This is a genomic window from Candidatus Clostridium radicumherbarum (genome assembly GCF_045310525.1).
Lineage (GTDB): Bacteria > Bacillota > Clostridia > Clostridiales > Clostridiaceae > Clostridium_AT > Clostridium_AT radicumherbarum.
This window is the reverse complement of sequence record NZ_JBJHZY010000001.1, coordinates 1695300-1716451: the sequence shown is the minus strand read 5'-3', so window position 1 is coordinate 1716451 and position 21152 is coordinate 1695300. Positions and strand designations below refer to the sequence as shown.

At 29.9% G+C, this 21152-nt stretch carries 24 protein-coding genes and 1 riboswitch; all 24 genes read right to left on the bottom strand.

The features are described 5' to 3' along the window. Window positions 1-20 precede the first annotated feature (20 nt). A complete protein-coding gene (locus ACJDUH_RS08250; RefSeq protein WP_406764674.1) occupies window positions 21-824 on the bottom strand; it encodes an ABC transporter ATP-binding protein in 804 nt (267 codons plus the stop codon). Between the two features lie 14 nt (window positions 825-838). Then, window positions 839-1594 carry a class I SAM-dependent methyltransferase gene (locus ACJDUH_RS08245; RefSeq protein WP_406764673.1) on the bottom strand — a complete coding sequence of 252 codons (756 nt, stop codon included), beginning with the start codon at window positions 1592-1594 and terminating at the stop codon, window positions 839-841. A 308-nt stretch (window positions 1595-1902) separates the two neighbouring features. Further along, window positions 1903-2592, bottom strand: coding sequence for a radical SAM protein (locus ACJDUH_RS08240; RefSeq protein WP_406764672.1), 690 nt, complete (start codon window positions 2590-2592; stop codon window positions 1903-1905). Window positions 2593-2609: 17 nt separating this feature from the next. Then, window positions 2610-3317, bottom strand: coding sequence for a B3/B4 domain-containing protein (locus ACJDUH_RS08235; RefSeq protein WP_406764671.1), 708 nt, complete (start codon window positions 3315-3317; stop codon window positions 2610-2612). A gap of 187 nt (window positions 3318-3504) precedes the next feature. Then, window positions 3505-3599, bottom strand: a riboswitch (guanidine-I (ykkC/yxkD leader). Between the two features lie 180 nt (window positions 3600-3779). After that, the gene (locus ACJDUH_RS08230; RefSeq protein ID WP_406764670.1) at window positions 3780-3908 is read right to left on the bottom strand and encodes a hypothetical protein; all 129 of its coding nucleotides are present in this window, start codon (window positions 3906-3908) and stop codon (window positions 3780-3782) included. A gap of 119 nt (window positions 3909-4027) precedes the next feature. After that, complete coding sequence (locus ACJDUH_RS08225; protein ID WP_406764669.1) at window positions 4028-4309, bottom strand: hypothetical protein; 282 nt, start codon at window positions 4307-4309, stop codon at window positions 4028-4030. A gap of 179 nt (window positions 4310-4488) precedes the next feature. Beyond that, entirely contained in the window at window positions 4489-5793 is a 1305-nt protein-coding gene (locus ACJDUH_RS08220; protein ID WP_406764668.1) for a CitMHS family transporter, read from the bottom strand. Between the two features lie 433 nt (window positions 5794-6226). Continuing rightward, complete coding sequence (locus ACJDUH_RS08215) at window positions 6227-7474, bottom strand: NAD(P)-dependent oxidoreductase (RefSeq protein WP_406764667.1); 1248 nt, start codon at window positions 7472-7474, stop codon at window positions 6227-6229. A 217-nt stretch (window positions 7475-7691) separates the two neighbouring features. Further along, window positions 7692-8708 (bottom strand): MerR family transcriptional regulator, encoded by a 1017-nt coding sequence (locus ACJDUH_RS08210; protein WP_406764666.1) that lies wholly within the window; start codon window positions 8706-8708, stop codon window positions 7692-7694. Between the two features lie 151 nt (window positions 8709-8859). Beyond that, window positions 8860-9093 (bottom strand): hypothetical protein, encoded by a 234-nt coding sequence (locus ACJDUH_RS08205; RefSeq protein ID WP_406764665.1) that lies wholly within the window; start codon window positions 9091-9093, stop codon window positions 8860-8862. Between the two features lie 248 nt (window positions 9094-9341). After that, window positions 9342-10745 carry a DUF4179 domain-containing protein gene (locus ACJDUH_RS08200; RefSeq protein WP_406764664.1) on the bottom strand — a complete coding sequence of 468 codons (1404 nt, stop codon included), beginning with the start codon at window positions 10743-10745 and terminating at the stop codon, window positions 9342-9344. A 1-nt stretch (window position 10746) separates the two neighbouring features. Beyond that, complete coding sequence (locus tag ACJDUH_RS08195; protein ID WP_406764663.1) at window positions 10747-11271, bottom strand: RNA polymerase sigma factor; 525 nt, start codon at window positions 11269-11271, stop codon at window positions 10747-10749. A gap of 283 nt (window positions 11272-11554) precedes the next feature. Further along, complete coding sequence (locus tag ACJDUH_RS08190) at window positions 11555-11872, bottom strand: SdpI family protein (RefSeq protein ID WP_406764662.1); 318 nt, start codon at window positions 11870-11872, stop codon at window positions 11555-11557. Between the two features lie 37 nt (window positions 11873-11909). Then, window positions 11910-12332 carry an Imm26 family immunity protein gene (locus tag ACJDUH_RS08185; protein WP_406764661.1) on the bottom strand — a complete coding sequence of 141 codons (423 nt, stop codon included), beginning with the start codon at window positions 12330-12332 and terminating at the stop codon, window positions 11910-11912. 92 nt (window positions 12333-12424) lie between these two features. Then, entirely contained in the window at window positions 12425-12877 is a 453-nt protein-coding gene (locus ACJDUH_RS08180) for a hypothetical protein (protein ID WP_406764660.1), read from the bottom strand. A 224-nt stretch (window positions 12878-13101) separates the two neighbouring features. Further along, the gene (locus tag ACJDUH_RS08175) at window positions 13102-14268 is read right to left on the bottom strand and encodes a WD40/YVTN/BNR-like repeat-containing protein (RefSeq protein WP_406764659.1); all 1167 of its coding nucleotides are present in this window, start codon (window positions 14266-14268) and stop codon (window positions 13102-13104) included. Between the two features lie 363 nt (window positions 14269-14631). Beyond that, entirely contained in the window at window positions 14632-15432 is an 801-nt protein-coding gene (locus ACJDUH_RS08170) for a GNAT family N-acetyltransferase (RefSeq protein ID WP_406764658.1), read from the bottom strand. 953 nt (window positions 15433-16385) lie between these two features. Next, window positions 16386-16838 carry a hypothetical protein gene (locus tag ACJDUH_RS08165; RefSeq protein WP_406764657.1) on the bottom strand — a complete coding sequence of 151 codons (453 nt, stop codon included), beginning with the start codon at window positions 16836-16838 and terminating at the stop codon, window positions 16386-16388. A gap of 95 nt (window positions 16839-16933) precedes the next feature. Then, complete coding sequence (locus tag ACJDUH_RS08160) at window positions 16934-17533, bottom strand: hypothetical protein (protein WP_406764656.1); 600 nt, start codon at window positions 17531-17533, stop codon at window positions 16934-16936. Between the two features lie 504 nt (window positions 17534-18037). After that, complete coding sequence (locus tag ACJDUH_RS08155) at window positions 18038-18307, bottom strand: hypothetical protein (protein WP_406764655.1); 270 nt, start codon at window positions 18305-18307, stop codon at window positions 18038-18040. Between the two features lie 80 nt (window positions 18308-18387). Next, window positions 18388-19308: a helix-turn-helix transcriptional regulator gene (locus ACJDUH_RS08150; RefSeq protein WP_406764654.1), complete on the bottom strand. Its 921-nt coding sequence runs from the start codon at window positions 19306-19308 to the stop codon at window positions 18388-18390. A 128-nt stretch (window positions 19309-19436) separates the two neighbouring features. Beyond that, window positions 19437-19952 (bottom strand): GNAT family N-acetyltransferase, encoded by a 516-nt coding sequence (locus tag ACJDUH_RS08145; protein WP_406764653.1) that lies wholly within the window; start codon window positions 19950-19952, stop codon window positions 19437-19439. Between the two features lie 79 nt (window positions 19953-20031). Beyond that, entirely contained in the window at window positions 20032-20193 is a 162-nt protein-coding gene (locus ACJDUH_RS08140; protein ID WP_406764652.1) for a hypothetical protein, read from the bottom strand. 333 nt (window positions 20194-20526) lie between these two features. Beyond that, complete coding sequence (locus tag ACJDUH_RS08135) at window positions 20527-21111, bottom strand: MBL fold metallo-hydrolase (protein WP_406764651.1); 585 nt, start codon at window positions 21109-21111, stop codon at window positions 20527-20529. Window positions 21112-21152: the final 41 nt, after the last annotated feature.

The following is a 21152-nucleotide window of genomic DNA, read 5'->3' as shown; positions in this document are numbered from 1 at the left end:
CGTATAAGCCCATTTAGGGCTTAAACCTCCCTTAGCGCAGCTATAAATTCACCGGCTACCTGTTTTTGTTTATTAAAGCCCGTCAGTTGATTAAAAATCTGCTCTAAAGATCCCTCACTTGAGTTTCTTTGAAGTTCTTCAAAGGTTCCGTCAGCTGCAATTTTACCATCATTAAGAAGTATTATTCTGCTGCTGATTCTTTCTACAACCTCCATTATATGGGATGAATAAAAGATAGTCTTTCCCTGCTGTGCCAGTTCACCTAATAACTCCTTAAAGACAATTACACTGTTTGCATCCATACCATTAATTGGCTCATCTAAAAATAGTATGTCTGGATTATGAATCATACTGGCTATTATAAGCACCTTTTGCTTCATACCCTTAGAAAATGAAGAAATTCTAGATGTGTAAACTGCTTCCATATCAAATATTGACATGAGTCTTTTAGCTCTCTTGTCTACAGTTATATGTTCTAGCCCATACAACTCTCCTACAAAGGTCAAATATTCCTGAGCAGTAAGGCTATCATAAATATCAGCAATTTCTGGGACATAGCCTATCTTTTTTTTATAATCTATTAAAGATAGGGATATATCATCTCCTAATATTTTAACCGTTCCTTTATATCCAGTTACAAGCCCTAGAATGATTTTTACTGTAGTGCTCTTACCTGCTCCATTAGGTCCTATATAACCTATAATCTCTCCTCTATGAACATCAAGATTTATTCCCTTCAGTACTTCCTTTGAACCAAAATTCATGGATAAATCTCTAATTTCAACTATAATCTCATTTTGATCACCCACATTAACCCCTCCCATTATTAATAGATATCTTACTTTTTAATCGCTCTGGTAGCATAAAAAGTAGGTACATTAAATTCATGAAGTCTGCCTGTACCGTTTGTGTCTTGGTATATATTAGTGAGAATAAAGCCTGCCCGTAATTGTCCATCAATTTGTTCTTCAATGGTATGTGTAAATTGAATTCCCCAGTCATTTTTTATTGAATCATCATATTGTTCTTTATCCTTTAAAGGATTAAAAGGCAGTTTGTTAATTAACATTGTCTCTTCCTCATTGAAAATAAAATTAATCCCATTATCAAGTCCTGCCATTAAGATTCCACCTTTTTTCAATACTCTATAACATTCTTTCCAAATAGGAGCAACATCTTCAACATAACAATTGGAAACTGGATGAAAAATAAAATCAAAGGATTCATCCTCAAAAGGCAACGGCTTTGTCATATCTGCTCTGACTGTTTTAATCTCATAATTTTCTCTTCTCGCTACCTCTTTTTCACTTAAGAGTTGTTTTTCAGAATAATCCAATACGGTACACCTTCCGCCTAATGCAGTAAATATGGGCATTTGCTGGCCACCGCCAGAAGCCAGACCTAGTATTTCAGCATTCTTTATCTCACAAAACCACCCCTTAGGTACTGGTTTAGTAGGCGTCAGAAGTACAAACCAATCATTATTTTTAGCTCTTTCAAAAACTTCGTGACTAATAGGTTGTCCCCATTCCCAACCTTCCTCAATCCATTTATCAAATACTTTTGAATTTATTTCTGTATAATTTTTGCCCATATAATCCTCCTGAAACTTTGCTTTTATATAATTTTAAGCTTATTTATATTCCGTATTATGTAAATTATACCATATATAACATCAATATTATATATTTTGTTACTAATCTATTATTAATAAAAAAAAGCAGTTCCTCTATCTTATACAGATAAGGTCCTGGTTATTTTAAGCACACATTATTTTCCTTTTAAAAATCAATATAAAACAAATTTTTATTAACTTAGGAAAAAGATAAAGCAAGCGTCACTGCTTGCTTACGATATGGATTTATATGAAATTAATTCTTTAACTTTTATGTTTTAACACTACTAAATACTTAATAGTACATTTGAAATTTCCTCGAATCTTTCATCAGTTATACCAAATTTTTTCTTAAATCTTTCATCATCCATTCGTTCAATAATTATCTTGCTTGGAGATATTTCTTTAATAACATTTTTTAACTTTTGAACTGATTCTTCATCATCGTTATAACCCTTAATAATTGTAACCTCGAATATAAATTTCCCTTTGTATTGTCTATTAAAGGAAACCATGTTTGAAATATATTCTGCTAATGTATACCCTTCAATTGGTCTTTGGACTTTTTGAAAATCTTCTTCTTCTACTACTTTTATCTCTCCAATAACCTCATCGCATTTATTAGCAGTTTCTATATATTCTTCTCTACCTAGTAAATATCCATTAGAAAGCAACCTTACAGGTATAACTTTATCTTTGATAAAGTCAACAATATCAGCGATTTTATCATTTACAAAAGCTTCTCCTTTTGAGTTTATAAAGATTAATTCTGCCTTTGTATCTTCTATTTTACTTTCTAGCTCTTTTAATGAACTTTCTACCTCATCAAATGATTTTTGCGTATCCATTTTATTTTGTGACCTTCCAATAGGACAAAAAATACAATCAAAGTTGCAATACTTTTCTGGAAGTATGTTAATTTCCAAAACTCTTCTTCCATCTTCAATATAAATATCTTTATAACTGAAACCACCCATCAACTTTTCACCTCAGATTAATCTATTGATACTTCTTTATTGTTAATATCAAGAATTGAGATCCTACAAGTTCCGCCTAAATTATCTTGTATTGCCTTTGCTAGATCTTGCAACGCATTCTCAAACTCTGCTATTCTTTTTTCATCGACTAATTCAATGCACATAAAGGCATTCTTTGTATTTTCTGTAAGCATTGTTCTTACTGATTCACGCCAATTCCAGCACCTGCAGATTGCCCCTTCATTATCTTTATATACTATCTCACCTTCATATGGCGGTTCGCTTTTATCCGTTCCATATGTTACAAAATCTTCGTTTCCAACTGCCTTAGTCAGTCTTATATCTCCTGCAAATTTTTCTATGTCCTCACCGCCGCAGGGTAATGCATATCTTAATGAAATAGAGTTGTAAATATCAACTAGCGGATTAATAGTCCCTAAATGGTTTCCATTATTCACACGCTTTAGTAAAGCTTCAATAGAGGACCTTGCACCCTTCTTTGTTTTAAACTTTTGGAATGCTTCTCTCCATATTTTTATAACTTCATTACTGCTAAATTCTGGATTCTGCAAGTGCTTTAAGGCTTCCTTTTCTCCTGTTAAAATCTGTTCCTTATACTTCTCCTCATCCTTTAAAGAGTTATCTATACCATTACAGATAACAACTCCTATTTTAGCATTAGGAAATAGACTCCAAAAATCATCTTCAACTACAAATTTCTTCATTATTTTCCTCCCTCGTATTATAAATAATTATCCTAAGATTTTAATTCTCCAATTATCCATTCCATTTTTAATATTATCTCCTGTAAATTGGCATTAAACCTGATATACATAAAAATTATTGTCAAAGAAATTTTCTATACTTATTAGAAATAAATATAAAAAAAGCCAAAGGAAATATTATTAAAATATCTCCCAGGCTTTTATCCTGACCTGGCCACATTTACAGTGCGTCTTCTCTCGGACCAGCCAGCATTATACTGCGGAACCCTAGAAAACTAAACTATATTAACTTTTTTATAATTTATAAGCTGCAACTTAATGTCTAGTTTAGCATAGAAGTTAATCCAAATCAATATAATATTTTTTCTACCCAATATTTTACTCTTGCGCCTAATTCTATACTCATTGTTAATAATCTAGCTGAAAAGATTTTATTCATCGTATTTATATAAATATACCCACTTAAACCCAAAAGATTCTTTCTTCCAATGATGCCTTTGTAGCTGCCTCTGCTTTTGGAAAACATCTTTCTTCCACCTCTGCTACTGCTTCTAAATCTTCTATGACTACTCTTCTAATTTTAATATCCATTACATTAATCTCCTTTTGTTTAATATTAACTTAGCCTATATAATGATTATAAACCATAAATTACTCAATTTTATATAAAAAAAGTCCACCAATCATGGTGAACTTTTTCATTACAAGTTTCATCTTCTTTTTTTCTCATTTGTATTCTTTTTATTATCTGCACCATATAAATCATAAAACCAGAGCAAGAATATTACAAATAGTCCAGATAGAATATATGAGTATATACTTGTTGAGCCTACTCCAATAAATCTTGAAACAAAAATTATAATTAAGCCTAAAGTGAATATAATCCATTTATTTAAATTTATTTTTCGAAATATAATATCTTTCAATGTAAAATAAGTAATATATGCTGCAAGAGAAACCAATACAATAATTCCAATGCGTCCTAAAGACATTTTTCATCCTCCCTCTTTAAATTAAAAATTAGTCTATAAATTATTTAAATTTCCTTAAGAAAACTTTCTTACACAAAAGTAAATGACAATATGCAATAAGTCATAAGAAAGCCATTAAAAAACCCCTCATAAATGAGGGGTTTAATGTAAGGCCATGAGTAATAATCATATACATGTCTTTACAGAGGCAATGCTCCTGTTAACGTTAATGTTACAACATAAATTACAAATAATACCATTGTAATTGGGAAGCAGAATTTCTGCCATTCGCCAAGGTCTTGATCTGTTAAATTTAATAGTAGGTATATTGATGCAACTAATGGGCTTAGTAAGTGAACTGCTTGTCCTGATAATGCTGCTACACCAACTTGTAAATTGGTGAAGCCATAAGCTGCGCCAGCCTTTAAAAGTACAGGTAGAACACCGAAATAGTAAGCATCATTAGATAAGAAGAATGTCCCTGGTATACTTAATAAACTAGTAATTCCAAGGAAGTGTGATCCCATGGATGCTGGTACCATTGATACGATATGAGTTCCAATAGCATCTGCCATTTTAGATTCTGTTAAAATACCCATGAATACACCAGCTGCTAATATCATTCCTACAGTATGAATAATACTGTCAGCTTGAAGTGATATTGCTGCTCTTTGTTCTTTTAATGTTCTAAAGTTTATTACTAATGCTAAAGCTGTACCTATTTCAAAAGCTACGTTAGCTGGAACCTTTTGTGAAAGAAGAGCTACAAGTACTAAAAGAGTTAAAATAAAGTTTATAGCTACAAGTTTTGGTCTCTTAAGAGCTAGTTCTTCTTCTGTTAATGTTGCAGCCATTTCACCATGTGATGCTTCATCAAGGATGGTAATTCCAAGACGCTTACGTTCTTTTAACCCTAAGTAGTAAGCAACTACTAGTATCCATATTATGCCAACAACCATACCTGGAAGGAAAGGTTTCATTAATACTGCGCCATCGATTTTTGTAACTGCAGCAACACGGGCAGTTGGACCTCCCCAAGGAATAAGGTTAAGTATAGTATTCATAGTTATAACTAATGCTGCTAAGTACATTTTATTAATCTTAAGCTTGTTATAGATTGGAACTAATGCTGCACAAACAATTATATCTGTAGTAGCACCATCACCATCTAAAGAAACTACTGCTGCTAAAACAGCTGTTCCAATAAGTATCTTAAGTGGGTCACCTTTTACTATTTTTATTACTTTATTAACAAGAGGATCGAATAATCCTACTGTTAACATTATACCAAAGAAAAGGATTGCAAAGAATAGCATGTAAGATGTTGTTGCAACACCCTTAAGGCCAGCCTGTATAAATGCTGGCAATTTAGTTGTAAATCCACCAATCATAGCAAATATTATTGGTACAATAATAAGTGATGTAAATGGACTTAATTTCTTAGTCATTATTAATACCATGAACACAATAACAATTAAATAACCTAACACAGCTAATGATGTCATTTATTATTCCCCCTTAATTTATTAATATAATTAAATGATATTGCGCGCATGATATCCTTTAATTTATCAATTTAAATACCATTTTCAGGTTTGTCTTTATTATATTAGCTTAAAATAACGTTTTCAACGGGTTTTAAGTAGATTTCACGAAGTGGCAACATAAATTTTTTAAATATTAAAATGATTTTAAAATATTCTTAAAATAATCTTAGAAATTACGAATTTGATAATATTTAAATGTTATGAAAACCGGTTTAAAATCTTTTCTAAAGAAATCCTATGTAAAATTATTAAAATATCAAAGCAACCTCTTAATAAATTATGATAATCAAAAGGACAATCCGAACTACTTTTTGGAATTCCGATATTTAAAAAGGGACAGTCACAAAATGCTTAAACTATTATTTGCATTTTGTGACTGTCCCATATTTTATTAATCTAAATTATACTTGCTGCAAACATACTCATCTATAGCCTGTGCAACAATTTTTGATACTTTTACAGCCTCAACCACTGTTTTTGCCCCAGTTACAACGTCTCCGGAAGCAAATACTCCTTCTCTTGTGGTCCTTCCACATTCATCAGTAGCTACAAGACCATTTCCAGTTACATCAATGCCGTTTGTAGTAGACACAATATTTGCTCTTGGCCCCTGGCCTGTAGCTAAAATTACAGAGTCTGCCTCAAACAAGGCTTCAGTCCCTTCAAGCATTATTAATCTTCCATGAGAATTATCTTCTTCTATTACTTTTGTCTGAACAAATTTAACTCCTTGGTCAGTTATTTCTACTGGGGCCTTATAGAATTCAAATTTGACACCATCTAATTTTGCATATTCTACTTCAACCTGTTCAGCAGTAACACTTTCAGCCCCCCTTCTAGCCATGATGTAAACCTCACTGGCTCTGTGTCTAAGGGCAGTTCTTGCTACATCCATAGCAACGTTGCCAGCTCCAATTATACAAACTTTCTTTCCTAGATTATATACCTCAGGGTTTTTCAAGTAGTCTATTGCATAATGAACATGTCCAAGTGATTCTCCCTTAAGACCTAAGGCTTTTGATTTCCATACACCTGTACCAATAAAAATGGCTTTATATCCATCCCGAAATAGGTCATCAACAGTTATATCTTGTCCAATCAAAGTGTTTGGCCTTATTTTAACTCCCATGCTTATCAGCTTGTCCTTGAGTTTTTCTAAAATGTCTTTATCTAACCTAAAGTTTGGAATGCCATATCTTAAAACTCCGCCAATTTTATCATGAGCCTCAAATATAGTTATATCATATCCCCTTGAAGCAAGGATAATAGCTATGGTTATACCCGCTGGGCCTGACCCTATTATTGCAACTTTCTTTTCTGTATTTTTTCTTGCTTCGGGAGTTATGAAGTTTAAATAATAATCCGAAACATAATTTTCTACAGAACCAACTTGAATTGGATTGCCTTTTCTTCCGAGTACACAGTGCCCCTGGCACTGCTTTTCATGCGGGCAAACTAATGAACATACTACAGAAAGTGGATTATTCTTAAAAAGTTTCTCTCCAGCATCTATTATATTGCCTTCCAATAAAAGTTTTACAACTTCATTAAAAGGTGTATTTACAGGACAACCTTCTTTACACAACGGTCTTTTACATTGAAGACATCTTTTTGCTTCTTCTACAACGAATTGAGCCATAATTTTTTTGCACCCCTTGTTTTATAGTTTAATTTGTATATAAGTATTACCTTATATATTATATAAAACTTATTACATAATGCAATAATAGTTAAAATTTTAGCACCAATTATTTACAATAACTAGTGCTAATTTTATGGATAAATTATTATTATACTAATATTTATCTCATACTTCCCATTATTGAATTTTATAAAGTGATTTAGATCAAATATATTTAATTCTTTCTATTTGCAGCTATAACCCCTACCAGTGGGTGCAATTTGTGCACATGGATTTCAAAGCCAAAGTTTAAGAAGCAATTTGCTAACTCTTCGGCACTTGATGGAAAGTCTACTTCTGGTCCATATCCTACTAAAGAAAATTCTTCCTTGTAATCATCAGGATTATCAAAAAACATTAAATCACCAATTATAATGCTCTCTAAATTATCGCCGCCTAAGGTAACCATTTTCTCTATTGCGTCTTTCTTATATTTTGTTGTTAAGTGATGCAGCGCATAATTCGATATAATTTTATTAATGCATTTTTTCTGTAAGTCAACATTTAAATCAGGTTCTTCAAAGCTTCCAACATAAACCTCAACATTATGAACCCTTGCTTTTTCTATATTTTCTTTAGATTGTGTAATCATTCCGTCACTAATATCTACTCCGATGGCTAATTTTATTTTTCGTGACAAATCAATAATTTGTTTCCCAGTACCGCAGCCTAAATCAAGTATAATATCATTCAAATTTGGCTTAACTAATTTATTTATTAACTCTGCAGATTTGGCTCTCCAATAATAACCATCCGTAACATATTGTGTACTTGCATTATTAAATCTCTGTTTTGCCCTAGATTCCATATTGGTTATCTTGATAATATCAATGAGCTGTTGTACTTCCAAAAAACTATTATCTTTTATTTGCTTCTTGGCTCTATTAAGTGCAGCAATAACAGTCTCAATGTGCTTCTTTTTTTCCTCTAATGCTTTCGTTTGAGTATTTATTATACTTTCTACATTTTGATCTTTTTCATTTATAAGTTGCTTTATTTCTTCAAGTGATAACCCAACAAACTTTAAAGTTGTAATCTGTTGGAGTTTGATAAAATCTTCATCACTGTAAATTCTGTAACCTGATTCTGTTTTTAAAGATGGCCGTAATAATCCAATTTTATCATAATGAAGTAATGCTTTTACTGTTACCCCTGACCTAATAGCAAACTCACTAATTTTCAAGATTTTCACCCCTTTCAAGGTAATTTTAAATCCTAACCTTGGGTTAGAGTCAATACTAAATTCAATACTTTTAATATATTTTAATTTTAAAAATCCATTAGTATTTCCTCTTTATTTCTTATATCATATACATAAGTCTTTTATATAACTAGTTATGTATCTACTTGTCCATGTTTTTTTCATACCATTTATCTGAAATTTTCACAGCAAAAAAGTTTAACACATAAGCAATTACACATATAATAGCAAGGTTTAATATACTATCCAATGAAATTATTTTTTTACCATATATGCCTAAAGCAGAACTTATTCCATTACCAATAAAAATAGAAATTAAAGCTGATACAGTCTCAAGCCTTCTTCTTATCTTTCGATATTTTTTATACTTATCCATAAAAACCTCCATGATATGAATTTATTTATATTAATTTACTTCTTCATATTTTTCTTATATTACGTTCTTTAATTAATTCTCAGCTGTTTTTTATTGTAACCTAATCTCACATTATATAGGAATAATATTCTCTAAAAATCTTTCTAATCCTTCAAAAAAATAAATAGAGTAGAAATTTCCACTCTATCAATGTGAAGTATAAATAATATGCTAAAGTTTTCTTGATAAGACAAATTGCTTACCATCAATTATTTTATATCAATTTCAGCCCTTTGATTTAATACTTCATCATAAGGTATAAACGCTAAAACACAATTTGTTGCTTGCATTTTAGATGCATCTTTTCCTATAAAACTAATTTCATAAGTGTTGTTACCTACCACATTAGCTCTGGCATAATTATAGGCACCATATTTAGTCTTTGCCATGTCATTATGATATATAGTTATTCCTCCATTAGAAACATAATCCTGTATGGATAAATCCTCTGCAGTTATAGTAAATACATAATATTTGTATTTACTATTTTCGCTATGTGGAATTGTTGTATAATCTTCTTTCAGGCTAATACTATTTATTGTTATTTCTTTTCCTGGACCTATTATTACAGTTTTAGGAAAGTTGGTATTTAAATCAACATATGTAAAGTCCTTAAATTTTTGTGGATAAGGATATTCAAATGATGTTGATTGATTGGCTACAACCTTTTTTATAATTGTATCCTTAGATACCTTGTATACAGTTATAACTTCTGTTTTTTCTCCCTTTTTTATTTCTTGGGTAGCAAACTCTATTTGCTGAAGTTCAGTTCCATAATTATCTATCAATGAAAAATTATTATAATCCTTATTACGATTATAGTTGTCATAGTCTACAGTAAGGGTTGCAAAGGTAGATGATTGAGCTAATGTACGTACATTTGCTTTCCCTGAATTGAAATTAACCACTTTATTTAAATCCGTAAGTTTTGAATCCTTTGCCAGTTCATTTTTATCAAGAATCATATTAAATGACCAATTACCTTTTTTGAATAGCAATTCCGTAAAATTTATTGAAACATTAAACTTATCTGCTAACTTTTCTTCACCACTAATAATAAACATTTGTACAAACTGCACTGTATTGTTATCAATCGTTTGTATTGCAATTAAGTTGTCGCCAACAAAATCAGTAGTTTCGCCACCTATACTTATATTACCCACGTTTCGTAACTTATCATTTGGAACATCACTTTTTACCTGATATACAGCATATAGTGCTGTACCATCATAAGCAATTTCTTTCATTGTTACAGAAATACCATTATGAGTGGAAGTTTGACCTACAGCTATAGAATTATTCTGTACATTACTTATGTCACTTTTATAAAAACTACTCTGAAGTTCTCTATTAAAAAAAGATTCCTTACCAAGGATTCTAGTAATAACTGCTGCTTGCTCAGCTAAAGCTGGAAATGCTGCTCCCAATCCAATTGTTATAAGTATTAATAACGACGCAGCTATTGAGCCACCCTTCATCCATCTCTTAAATTTTTGCCGTTTTTCTATCTTATTCAATACTTTGTTAATGCCATTTGAAATTTCTTCTGGAATCTCTAAATTCTCATTAGAGTTTAGAAAGTTCTTTAATTCGATATCAGAGTTTTTATCCATACTATATAACACCTCTTTCCTTATAGTCTAATAATTGCTTCAACTTAACTCTTGCCCTAGATAATCTTGATTTTACAGTACCTTCGGGAATTCTTAAGCTTTCGGCTATATCACATATACTCATATCCTCAAAGTAGAAAAGGATAATAGGAAGCTTCATTTCTTCATCAAGCTTCAGTAAAGCCTCATCAATTTCAATTTTATCGATTTTTACGTCTTCGATTTCAGCTTCCCTACTTGAAGAATCTATGTAAGATGTTATTTTCCGCCTATCAGAGATAAGGTTGTTGCAACAATTAATTAGAATTTTAATTAACCAAGTTTTGAAATATTCTTCATTTGATAAATTCCGTATGCCTTTGTAGGCTCTTAAAACTGCATCTTGAATACAATCAAGTGCATCATCATCGTTCCCCATTATCGCTTTTGCCACTCTATACATATCCTTTTCAAAGAGTTTTATTAACTTTGAGAATGATTTGCTATCCCCTTTTTTAGCAGCTTTCACAAGTTCAATGTATTCCATTTCCTTCCCCCAAACGTTTATTAATATAATTTTATCTTTCCTACTAATTAGACCTATAAAATAATCCTTTGGTTCCAAGTATTTTAAAAAAATATAAAATTCATACTTTTTATTAGGCCAAAGTAAAAGTACATTATATAATTATTGAACCAATATCTTAAAAAACGAAATCCATACCCATATTGGATATGGACTTCTATTTTATTTAATTTTTTCCTCTTTTATGACGTAATAGAATACAATTGCGTCTCAATATCAGAATTAAATAAAAATGTTGCTTCATTTATCTTTTTCTTATTCCATTTTTATCAAACAATTTTCTTAAATGGATTTCAGTAAATATAATGTTTCCCATTAGAATCATAGCCAGGGCTGCTACTGATACTCTCATTGAAAAATTCAAATTATTATTATATAGATATCTTACTAATATAGAGAATGTAATGAAAATAGCACCACTGCATATAAGTATTAAACCGCAGAAGCGATTCCCCTCAGACCATGTATCTTTGTTCTTCATAGCAGAAGGTGACCTGTATCCAAAATTATTATTTATGCGTTCTGGTGGGAATGCTCTTAATATAATCCCAAGTATAGCCAATACTCCCCCACCCATAATATATTAAATTATTTTTACATCAGTCCTTTGATTTCGTCCCCCATTTGTTATCTCCCAGGATTCTATCTATTATATGATTTGTATGCCAGATAGAAGCTTTCTCCATATCTATACATTTGTCTTTACTGGCACGATTTATTTCACCTCTATAATAAATTTCATATTCTCCGCTAATTTTATCTAATATATATGTTGGTGGAGGCCATTCATGTTCTTTATTTTCAAATGGTAAATTATCTATTAATATTAAATCTTTATTAATATCAGCCGTATAGATTCCCACAATAAACTGGTAATCTTCATCTTTTGGTATATCACTAATGTCATTCCCTATATGCTTATAAATTGCTATTGATGCATCTCTCATATATCTACCAAATGCAAATTTACTATTAGGCAAAGGTATCCCATATAGATTCCCAATTCTAATTCTATGAGCCAAATTTCCCACCTCAATTTAATATTCTGCTTCTAAACAAATTACCATTGTTCATCATTTAATGAGATTATACGTTACTTTAAATGTTTGGAGTTTTACTTGTTTGACACAAGTTTTTTCAATACAAAATTTAATTCTATTATTGCTTTCTCATCATTTAAATTTTTAGATATATTTGTTAATTGGGGTTTAATACTGTTTATATTTTTATTTATATATTCATCAGATTCCATAACGAAAAACATATCTAAATACATTAACATTTCTGAGAGTGGCCTATTATCTTTGTATTTTGATATAAGCATTTTATTACTTATACTTGAGATGGTACTTACGCTATTTTTTATAGCACTTTCATTTGATAATGCGCTTGTTTTACCATCATAGTAATCTAGACCAGTTATAAAGGATTTAAAACCACTTTCAACTGCTACAGTGTAGAACTTTTGCTGATTACTATACTGTTCAATTTTGTAAAACTGAAAAACGTTAGTAGAAATTGATACGATACAAATTAAAAATAGAACTATTATTATCTTTCTTTTCATATAAACTCCCCATTAATAGTAATTATGATTATTTGTAATATAAGAAAAACTAATATTTTATAATATTAACTTGTTAACTTTTAAAATCTTATATCCTCTACAATTTTAGCAAGTGTTTTGGAACAATTTATATCATTAGGATTTATATTTACATAATGCAAATACACGTATATATCGTGTTCTTTTCCATTAAAAGCTCTCAATCTATTAGTAGATTGAGGTGTTCATTTGTTTATATTAATTTTAGTCCAATTTTTCCCTCCATCTATTGTTTTAATAAAGAAATTATCTCCAATAGCCCAACCTATCTGATTTGAGATAAAATCTAAGGTTTTGATACCTTTAAAAATCTCATTTTGAGATAATTCTTCAAAGCTATTACCACCGTTACTTGTTTCATATAATTTATTCTCTTTATTATCAATTGCTAGCCACTGCTTTTCATTAATGAAATCATAATGAGATAAGTCATAATTACTTAAAGATTTTGTAGCAGTCCAAGAATTTCCTCCATCATTTGTTATATAGGGAATGATAAATCGGCTTTTTTCATTCACATATTCTATAGGCAGAATTCCAAATTTCTTTTCATTATTTAAAAAAACAGGAGGATAAGAATTTGTATAATAATCTTTATACACAGGTACCATTTGCAAATTTTCTTTATGCCAACTATAACCACCATCATCCGTCTTGAATGTTGTAATATAATTTTCTCCATGATTTGAGGATGTAATCCAACCTTCTCTACTATTTTTAAAAGTCAAACCTGTTGGATAACTTGGAATTTTATTAGTTATAGTTCCAATTCTTAGCCAACTCTTACCGCCATTATTAGTTTTATAGATTGATTTGTTCATTTGTCCCAAAGCAGGTTGCGATGTCACCAATATAAATCCATTTGAGGGATCAATAAAATTAATATTTTCGTTTCCAGTACCTTCCCAGTCTTCAATTGCTGGCAAAGATTCTTTTTCCCAATGTCCTCCTCCATCTGTAGTGTGATATACTATTAGTTTATTGCCGTCATTTAAATCATTTCCAAAACTAACCCAAGCGATATTACTGTCATAAAAATATGTTGAAACTATTGACTGAGTATCATTAGTCTTGCTATTACTGTAGGGCGAAACATCATTCCAGTCCAAGCCTCCATTAATAGTTCTTAACACCACATTATTTCTTACAATCCATCCTGTGGTTTTGTTCACCATTAATAGATTGCTGTAAACCTCAGATTTTTCAAAAGTCAAATTATTATTACTTTGAGATATGGCGTTACTTTGTTTTTGAGGTTTAGTGTTAGATGAACTGTCTAATTTACTCGAATTACTACATCCTATGAAAAATACCATACTAAGAAAGATTAAACTAATAAATCTCTTATCCATAATTACTTCCCTCTTTTTTATTCGCAATAGAATATATTACGTCTTAAAATAATAATGTGTCTTACTTATTTTTAATATATTTTATTCAATTTTCTTTATTGAAGTTAAAGGGATTGTTATACTTTTATCATAGAAACTCACAAATAGAGAAACATCCTCATAGTATTTTTCTAAATACCTTATAGAGTTGAAGTGACATTTATATATACCAGAATGTGAAAAATTATCTTGTTCTATTTTTAATTTGTCATTATATACTCTTTTCTCTTTAACTAAAATATCAACAAAGACTTCCGAAGGCAGTTCAAATTCTAAAAGAAGAATGCGTAGTAAATTAAATGACATTCAATCGAACGTGACTATTTATTTTTCCGTTTTCATATACATACTCCACAAGCCTATTTCCTTAAATCCCAACCTCCTATAAATTGCACCTGCTTCAGGATTTCTATAAAATAAACAGAGTGTTTTTCCCTGCTTAACTAAATCATCACACAGCACTTTTAAACATGCAGATGCCAGTCCTTTTTTTCTGTATTTCTTATCAGTCATAACACTGACTATCATTGCCGATTTACTGTTTTCGGCAGAAGTTTGGGCATACGATACCATATTCCCATCGACTTCAATATAATATCCTTGAGCAGTTCCAGCTTTAAAGTCATTTATAAGAATCTCCTTAAAATTATTACTTCCACTGGAAAATTCACTAATCATGTTTTTCAAATCTGCTATTCTTCCAACATATTCAGTATTTGCCTTTTTTACAATTACATTTTTATCTATTTCAAATTGTGGTTTTAACTCTTTTAACACAGCAAAATGGTGGAGTTCGGATTTATTAAATCCTAACGATGTATCTTCAAATCTTGAAATTATCTGTGTTTTGCCAACTAACATTCCTAATTTGTCATAACTTTTCATTATATTAACAAATCCATCCACGTCAAATCTATCTTTTGCGTACAAATTAAAAATGCCAAAATATCTGACTAAAACAGCAGATATCACACCATACTCATCAAATTCACCAAATAATTCAAGAAAATCCTGACAATATCCAAAGTTCTCCACATCTCCAATTATATAAAGGTTATACTCAGGCTCGTCCATAATTAACTCCATAAGGTTATTGTTATCTCTTTGATCTAATTTCCTTATCATATTATTTCTCCTTTTAAAAACCTTTGCTTCATATTTATCTACTGTTGTACAATAAAAGAAAAATACGAACTTAACTATTATTTGAGGAATTACCTTTTGTAATATAATTATTTATTAAGTATCCAGTTATCCCTAATATTAAATAAATCAATATATATATTAACGCTGTGCTATTTAAATAAATAAACATTAATGTTATAAATGAAAATATAGATACCCCAAGTGCACAAAATATGTTGGTCAAGCTTAAAGCACATATAATTCCTTGTATTAAAAATAAAAATGGAAATAATAGAATTAATGATAATATGAATAGTCCTTTAAAATAAGCACTATAAGATTCAAGTATATTTGAAAATGAAGTAATTGTTATTATAGTCATAAATAGTCCAGGGAATAAGATGACAATTATGCTTTTCTTTTTCAAAAAATCAATCCTTCCTTCGTAATATATTACAATTCTCCATTAATAGTAATTTCTGATTAATGAACCATAAAAATATTCTGAACCAACATTGGTTCTTATTTAACCTTGTTATCGTCTAAAATACTAAATAACGCGAAAATGGAACCTATCACCCAAAATGGTATTGCTATATTTAAAGAAGACTCTGCGAATAATGTACCCATAATTAGTAAAGTGCATCCAAATATCAACTTTTTCATAAAATTTTTACTCCAACGGTAAATTTATAATAATTTATTCTTACGTCACAAGATAAGAATAATCCGATGTAAATTTAATATTTTGTATGCTTTCTTATTTTTTTCAATGGAACTAAAAATGTGATAGATGAAATTGTACCAAAGAAAGTGCGAATGGCATATCAAGTTGCCAAACGTCACTCCCCCCTTTTTCTTTCTAAATTATATCTTCAAGATTAAATATTAATATCGTTCTAATAATTAATCACAATTTACCATTATTTAGCAATATTAAACTATAAAACTTATTATTCATTTTTCAATTCTATTGTTTGTATTTGCTTATCAATATTGATTGTTACTTTTATTATACTATTACCAGCCTCAATCGCTGAGCCAGTAGTATGTGACTTTAAAATATAAGTTTTTCTAGCATGGGAGTCATTTTTATAATCTTCTATTAGTGTTTTACCTTTTAATGGAGAGGTGATATCTTCATATGATATTTCTATATGTTTAACCGAAGATAATTGGGATATGTCCTTAGTATATGTTACTGTTAATGTTTTGTTTAGATCGCTATCAAAATTGATTTGGCCAAATTTTTTACTAAATGTACCTATTCCTTTTACTTGATATTCAGCAGTCCAAAATTCATTTTCTCCTTTAAAAGTATAATCAATGTTATCCACTTGTTTATTTGAGCAACCAGTAATTGTTAATAACATTATGCTCACCAAAAAAATACATATTTTTCTCAACTTCAATACCCCCAATAAAATTTACAAGTATATCACGATTAATCACCATTATTAAACAATATAAGAAATATGCGAATTAGCCAATTCAACTTATATTACAACTGGATTACTATATCATGACCTATTTGCTTATCTCCGAATGGCAGATTATATTCTTTAAAAGCGAATGTAATTCCAGAAATGTTGTCTGGTAGTGGTGGTGATACAATGAAGTTATAATGAAAGTGTCCATCCCCGCCTGTACCATCTGCAACACTGCATTCATATCGTTCATCAATAAATAATTCAAAACGAGTATGTGGTGGTTTACTCTCTGATAAATGACCTATATTATCCCAGTCTATATTGAAATTTACAATACTAGAATTTGAAAACTGACGTATTGAAACTATAGAAAATAACCTATCATTTATTTCAATAGACTTTAATACTGGTAAATTCCTTTGAAAGCCTTCTGGTTCAACTAAAGGTTTATACATTTTTTCATTCCATAATGAATAAAATATTGATTTTAGCATTTCTTCGTATAAACCAAACTTTTCTGCCCATTTAGTTATGTATTCAAAAGTCGGATAGCCTGGATTATTGTTTGAAATTTCCTTACGTTGTTTTATTAATTCACATATTTGTTCATCAATCTGCTTAATACCTTCATCATAATGAGTAGTTGGTTGCTTAAACGATACTCGTTTCATTTTATACCTCCTCAGAAGAGTTCTATCGTACTTTTCTACTATTCCGTATTATACCAATTATAACATATATAGTCTGAATCTTTTAATAAAAATTCCTAATTTGCCATAATTAAAAACGCCACAAACTTTTATGCTTATGACGTTTAACAAGAAAATTTCCGCACTAAAATAAATGAATTACTTATCCTTCTTAATGAAACCAACAATACAAAAACTTAAACCGATTATTGATATTAAATCATCAATTCCGTACTGAACCATTCCTTTTAAAACCGAATTTGAAAATATATTAATGCTATACCAAATAGCATTATCTTTACACTTGAAATATTTTTCTTTGATAAAACAGCAGTTAATATTATTGAAATAACCATTAAATAAAATAAAATCTGAAAAATACTTCCCACAGTCTACATTTTATCCCTTACCTAAAAGTAATAATTAATGCGTCATAATTTACTCTAGCGATACAAAATAAGCAAAGTACGAATACACTTTATTAAATTACCTTTGATATTTTGGATTTTTCAGTATTGCACATGCATTTTCGTAATCCTTCTTATGCACATACACATAATAGGTAATTGAATAATTCATGTTTTCACCGAAAGTACCTGTTCTAGCTCCTCTTGAACTAAAAAGATAGTCATTACTGTTATTAACCAATCTGTATTTATACTTGATTTTGTTTGCTGAAAGTATTTGACGGATTTCATTAAACTTCTGCAATGAATATCCAACAAAAACTTCTTTTTGATTCCAAAGCATTATCATAAATTTTTCCCCCATCAATCCATCCTTTAATACGAACATGTTAATAAATGATTACTAATAATATTTATTATGAGTAATACTTATTTATGTAACATAATTCTTCTTACAGGAATCGCTTGTCTTGCTCCTGTTTCTTTAGAAGCACCATAATTATATTTAGGAGCTAATTCCAATGCATATTCAAACCCGTATTGTTTTGGATTATATTCATATATTGCTTTATATACATTATCAATTGCTTTTCCAAATTCATCTTCGTTTTCAAGTGGTTCAGATTGAAAGTACATCATAGTACATTCTGGTAATTCAACGCAATCACAGGCTTCTGGAATTTTACCACCATAATTATATGGAACTTCAACACCAGCCGCACAATTTGTTGTTCCATCTATTAATAGTTTTCCTGGAAGCTCCATAATTGCTGCATTATCTATTCTGCATTCTATACTATTAAACAATCCCTCCCAATCGCAACCATTTTCTTCACAAAAACTCCAATAGTCATGTGCTTTTCTTGCACGTATGAGCAGCAGTTTTCTCTTTGGTCTCTCAATAACACTTACAGTACACAACGTTACTGTGTCTTTATTTTCCATGATTTCCTTCTCCTTAACATTAAGATAAGAATAGTAATGCTTAATGGGATATTGAACAAAATATTTTAGAGGAGGTCTTTCCCTTCGATATTTTTGTGGTCTTATTCCAAATTCTCTAAAGAAAGCCCGTATAAACCTTTCATGTGTATCAAATCGTGTATTTATGGCTATGTTCAAAATATTATCTTGGCTTTTCAGCAAATCTTTTGCACTATCTGTTAATCGAATTGCCCTTACATAGTCTAAAGGAGTTCTTCCTAATAACTCTTTAAAAATGCGGGTAGCATGTCTTTTAGAATATCCTGATGCCTTCGCTATCTCTTCGACTTTTATTTCTTCATTTATATGATTTCTAATAAAGTCCTGCATTTTCTGAACAGCTTTGACCTTCTCCCATTGTTCCATTACATTCCTCCAAAGAAAATATATCAAATATCAGAATTATTTTCTTGACTTAAAAAGACAAATTTTAATACAAAGTGTGTACTGCATTTTTTATGATAGTTCTCAATATAGTGAAGTAATAAATAATATTAGGAGTTTATTATCCACTCATATGCCACTTCTTTCAGTGTATTATTGCCAATTTTTATATATTTTTCTTTAACTTTTTCACCACCCATCAATTCGTAGAATCGACACGCTTGAAGATTATCTTCTAATGCCCAAATAAGCATTAAATTAAATTTTAATTCATTCAATTTTTTTATTACACAATCAAAAAGTATCTTACCAACTCCTTTATTTTGATACTCCTTAATAATGTATATAGCATATAATTCGCCGTAAGTTGGGTTGTCAATTTCCCTCTCTATGCCACATGAAGCAAATCCAATTATTTCATTTTCTTCATTTTCAGAAACAAAAATATTTATTTTACCTTTTGAAGAGTCATTAATAAAAGTCATCCATCTTTTTTCTAGGTTATTATATGATAGTTCGTTTAAATAATCATCTGATACAATACCTTTATATGTGGTACGCCAAGCATCCACATTAACTTTAGCGATGTTCCAAGCGTCAGATATGGTTGCTTGTCTAATAATCATTGTTTTACCTCTCTTTTTATTTATTTGATAATAAATTATAATTTTTACTCAATATAAGAAGATTGTGAAATAAATTCTTTTATCCATTTAAATTTTTAATAACTTCCTCAAGATTGCTTACTTTTCTCTTTAAATCATCTATTTCTCTTGGTAATTTTATTATCCACCTTAAAAATCTGCACATTTCTAAAAATACAATTAAGGCTATTGCTAATCCAATCCCAGTACCTATAGCTTCCACTATTTTTCCACCTCACATAACATTCATAATTTTCTATTCCGAGAAGCTTAGAAAGCTCTTTTTTTTAGCTTCACAGGTATAGATTGGCTATATTTTCAAACCAAGCAAGATCCGAGAACTTGCCCTTTATGTATTTAATTTCTTTCTTTTCTTTCAAATTAATCACCTCAATTTCAATTCTTACATTTAATTATATATTCTTCCAATCTTATGCATTTTCCTCCTTTTAACAGCAAATAAAAAGAACTCAGAAAAACCTGAGCCTTAAATTAAAATTAAAGAATCTTTACCAATTCCAATAGTTTATCTTTATAATCATATAATTTTATTCCTTTATATCATATAAGAGGCTCCATGAGCTGGATATATTTTTGTTATATTACGTTCTTTAATTAATTCCCAACTATTTTTTATTGTTTCATCATCATACGCTTCCATTAAAGCAAATTCAGGAAGATCACCTGTAAATGCGCAGTAACCATCAATAACAAGGCTGATACTATCATCCGTATGCCCAGGTGTTTGAATTATATCACCGTCTATACCCAAGTCTTTAAGAAAGCTTCTACTATTCTCATTATTGATAACAATGTTATCTTCTAGAATAATATCTGTAAAATTAAATTTAGGGTTCTTCTTAAAAAAATCGTTTAATTTTTTTACAAAAGGAGTCTGGCATTCATGAATAACTAAGCTCACCCCAAGATTCTTTAAGTCTTGTGCAAAACCAGCATGATCTGGATGAAAATGTGTTACAAGTAGATATTTTATATCACTTATTTTAATATCATACTGTTTTATAAGGTGCAGCATTTGATTTAAAGTCTCTGGAAAATCTGTATCTATCATAATCCACCCAAGCCTAGATTCAATGAGATAGCAATTTGTCATTTTACAAGTTAGTTTCAATATATTCATCCTTATTTACCTCAAATCTCACATCTTTAGTAATAATAGTA

Bases quoted from the DNA above. Each gene is read 5' to 3' on its own strand.
- ACJDUH_RS08250 (WP_406764674.1), bottom strand. From the start codon at position 824: ATGGGAGGGGTTAATGTGGGTGATCAAAATGAGATTATAGTTGAAATT.
- ACJDUH_RS08245 (WP_406764673.1), bottom strand. From the start codon at position 1,594: ATGGGCAAAAATTATACAGAAATAAATTCAAAAGTATTTGATAAATGG.
- ACJDUH_RS08240 (WP_406764672.1), bottom strand. From the start codon at position 2,592: ATGGGTGGTTTCAGTTATAAAGATATTTATATTGAAGATGGAAGAAGA.
- ACJDUH_RS08235 (WP_406764671.1), bottom strand. From the start codon at position 3,317: ATGAAGAAATTTGTAGTTGAAGATGATTTTTGGAGTCTATTTCCTAAT.
- ACJDUH_RS08230 (WP_406764670.1), bottom strand. From the start codon at position 3,908: ATGGATATTAAAATTAGAAGAGTAGTCATAGAAGATTTAGAAGCAGTA.
- ACJDUH_RS08225 (WP_406764669.1), bottom strand. From the start codon at position 4,309: ATGTCTTTAGGACGCATTGGAATTATTGTATTGGTTTCTCTTGCAGCA.
- ACJDUH_RS08220 (WP_406764668.1), bottom strand. From the start codon at position 5,793: ATGACATCATTAGCTGTGTTAGGTTATTTAATTGTTATTGTGTTCATG.
- ACJDUH_RS08215 (WP_406764667.1), bottom strand. From the start codon at position 7,474: ATGGCTCAATTCGTTGTAGAAGAAGCAAAAAGATGTCTTCAATGTAAA.
- ACJDUH_RS08205 (WP_406764665.1), bottom strand. From the start codon at position 9,093: ATGGATAAGTATAAAAAATATCGAAAGATAAGAAGAAGGCTTGAGACT.
- ACJDUH_RS08200 (WP_406764664.1), bottom strand. From the start codon at position 10,745: ATGGATAAAAACTCTGATATCGAATTAAAGAACTTTCTAAACTCTAAT.
- ACJDUH_RS08195 (WP_406764663.1), bottom strand. From the start codon at position 11,271: ATGGAATACATTGAACTTGTGAAAGCTGCTAAAAAAGGGGATAGCAAA.
- ACJDUH_RS08180 (WP_406764660.1), bottom strand. From the start codon at position 12,877: ATGAAAAGAAAGATAATAATAGTTCTATTTTTAATTTGTATCGTATCA.
- ACJDUH_RS08175 (WP_406764659.1), bottom strand. From the start codon at position 14,268: ATGGATAAGAGATTTATTAGTTTAATCTTTCTTAGTATGGTATTTTTC.
- ACJDUH_RS08170 (WP_406764658.1), bottom strand. From the start codon at position 15,432: ATGATAAGGAAATTAGATCAAAGAGATAACAATAACCTTATGGAGTTA.
- ACJDUH_RS08160 (WP_406764656.1), bottom strand. From the start codon at position 17,533: ATGAAACGAGTATCGTTTAAGCAACCAACTACTCATTATGATGAAGGT.
- ACJDUH_RS08155 (WP_406764655.1), bottom strand. From the start codon at position 18,307: ATGATAATGCTTTGGAATCAAAAAGAAGTTTTTGTTGGATATTCATTG.
- ACJDUH_RS08150 (WP_406764654.1), bottom strand. From the start codon at position 19,308: ATGGAACAATGGGAGAAGGTCAAAGCTGTTCAGAAAATGCAGGACTTT.
- ACJDUH_RS08145 (WP_406764653.1), bottom strand. From the start codon at position 19,952: ATGATTATTAGACAAGCAACCATATCTGACGCTTGGAACATCGCTAAA.
- ACJDUH_RS08135 (WP_406764651.1), bottom strand. From the start codon at position 21,111: ATGAATATATTGAAACTAACTTGTAAAATGACAAATTGCTATCTCATT.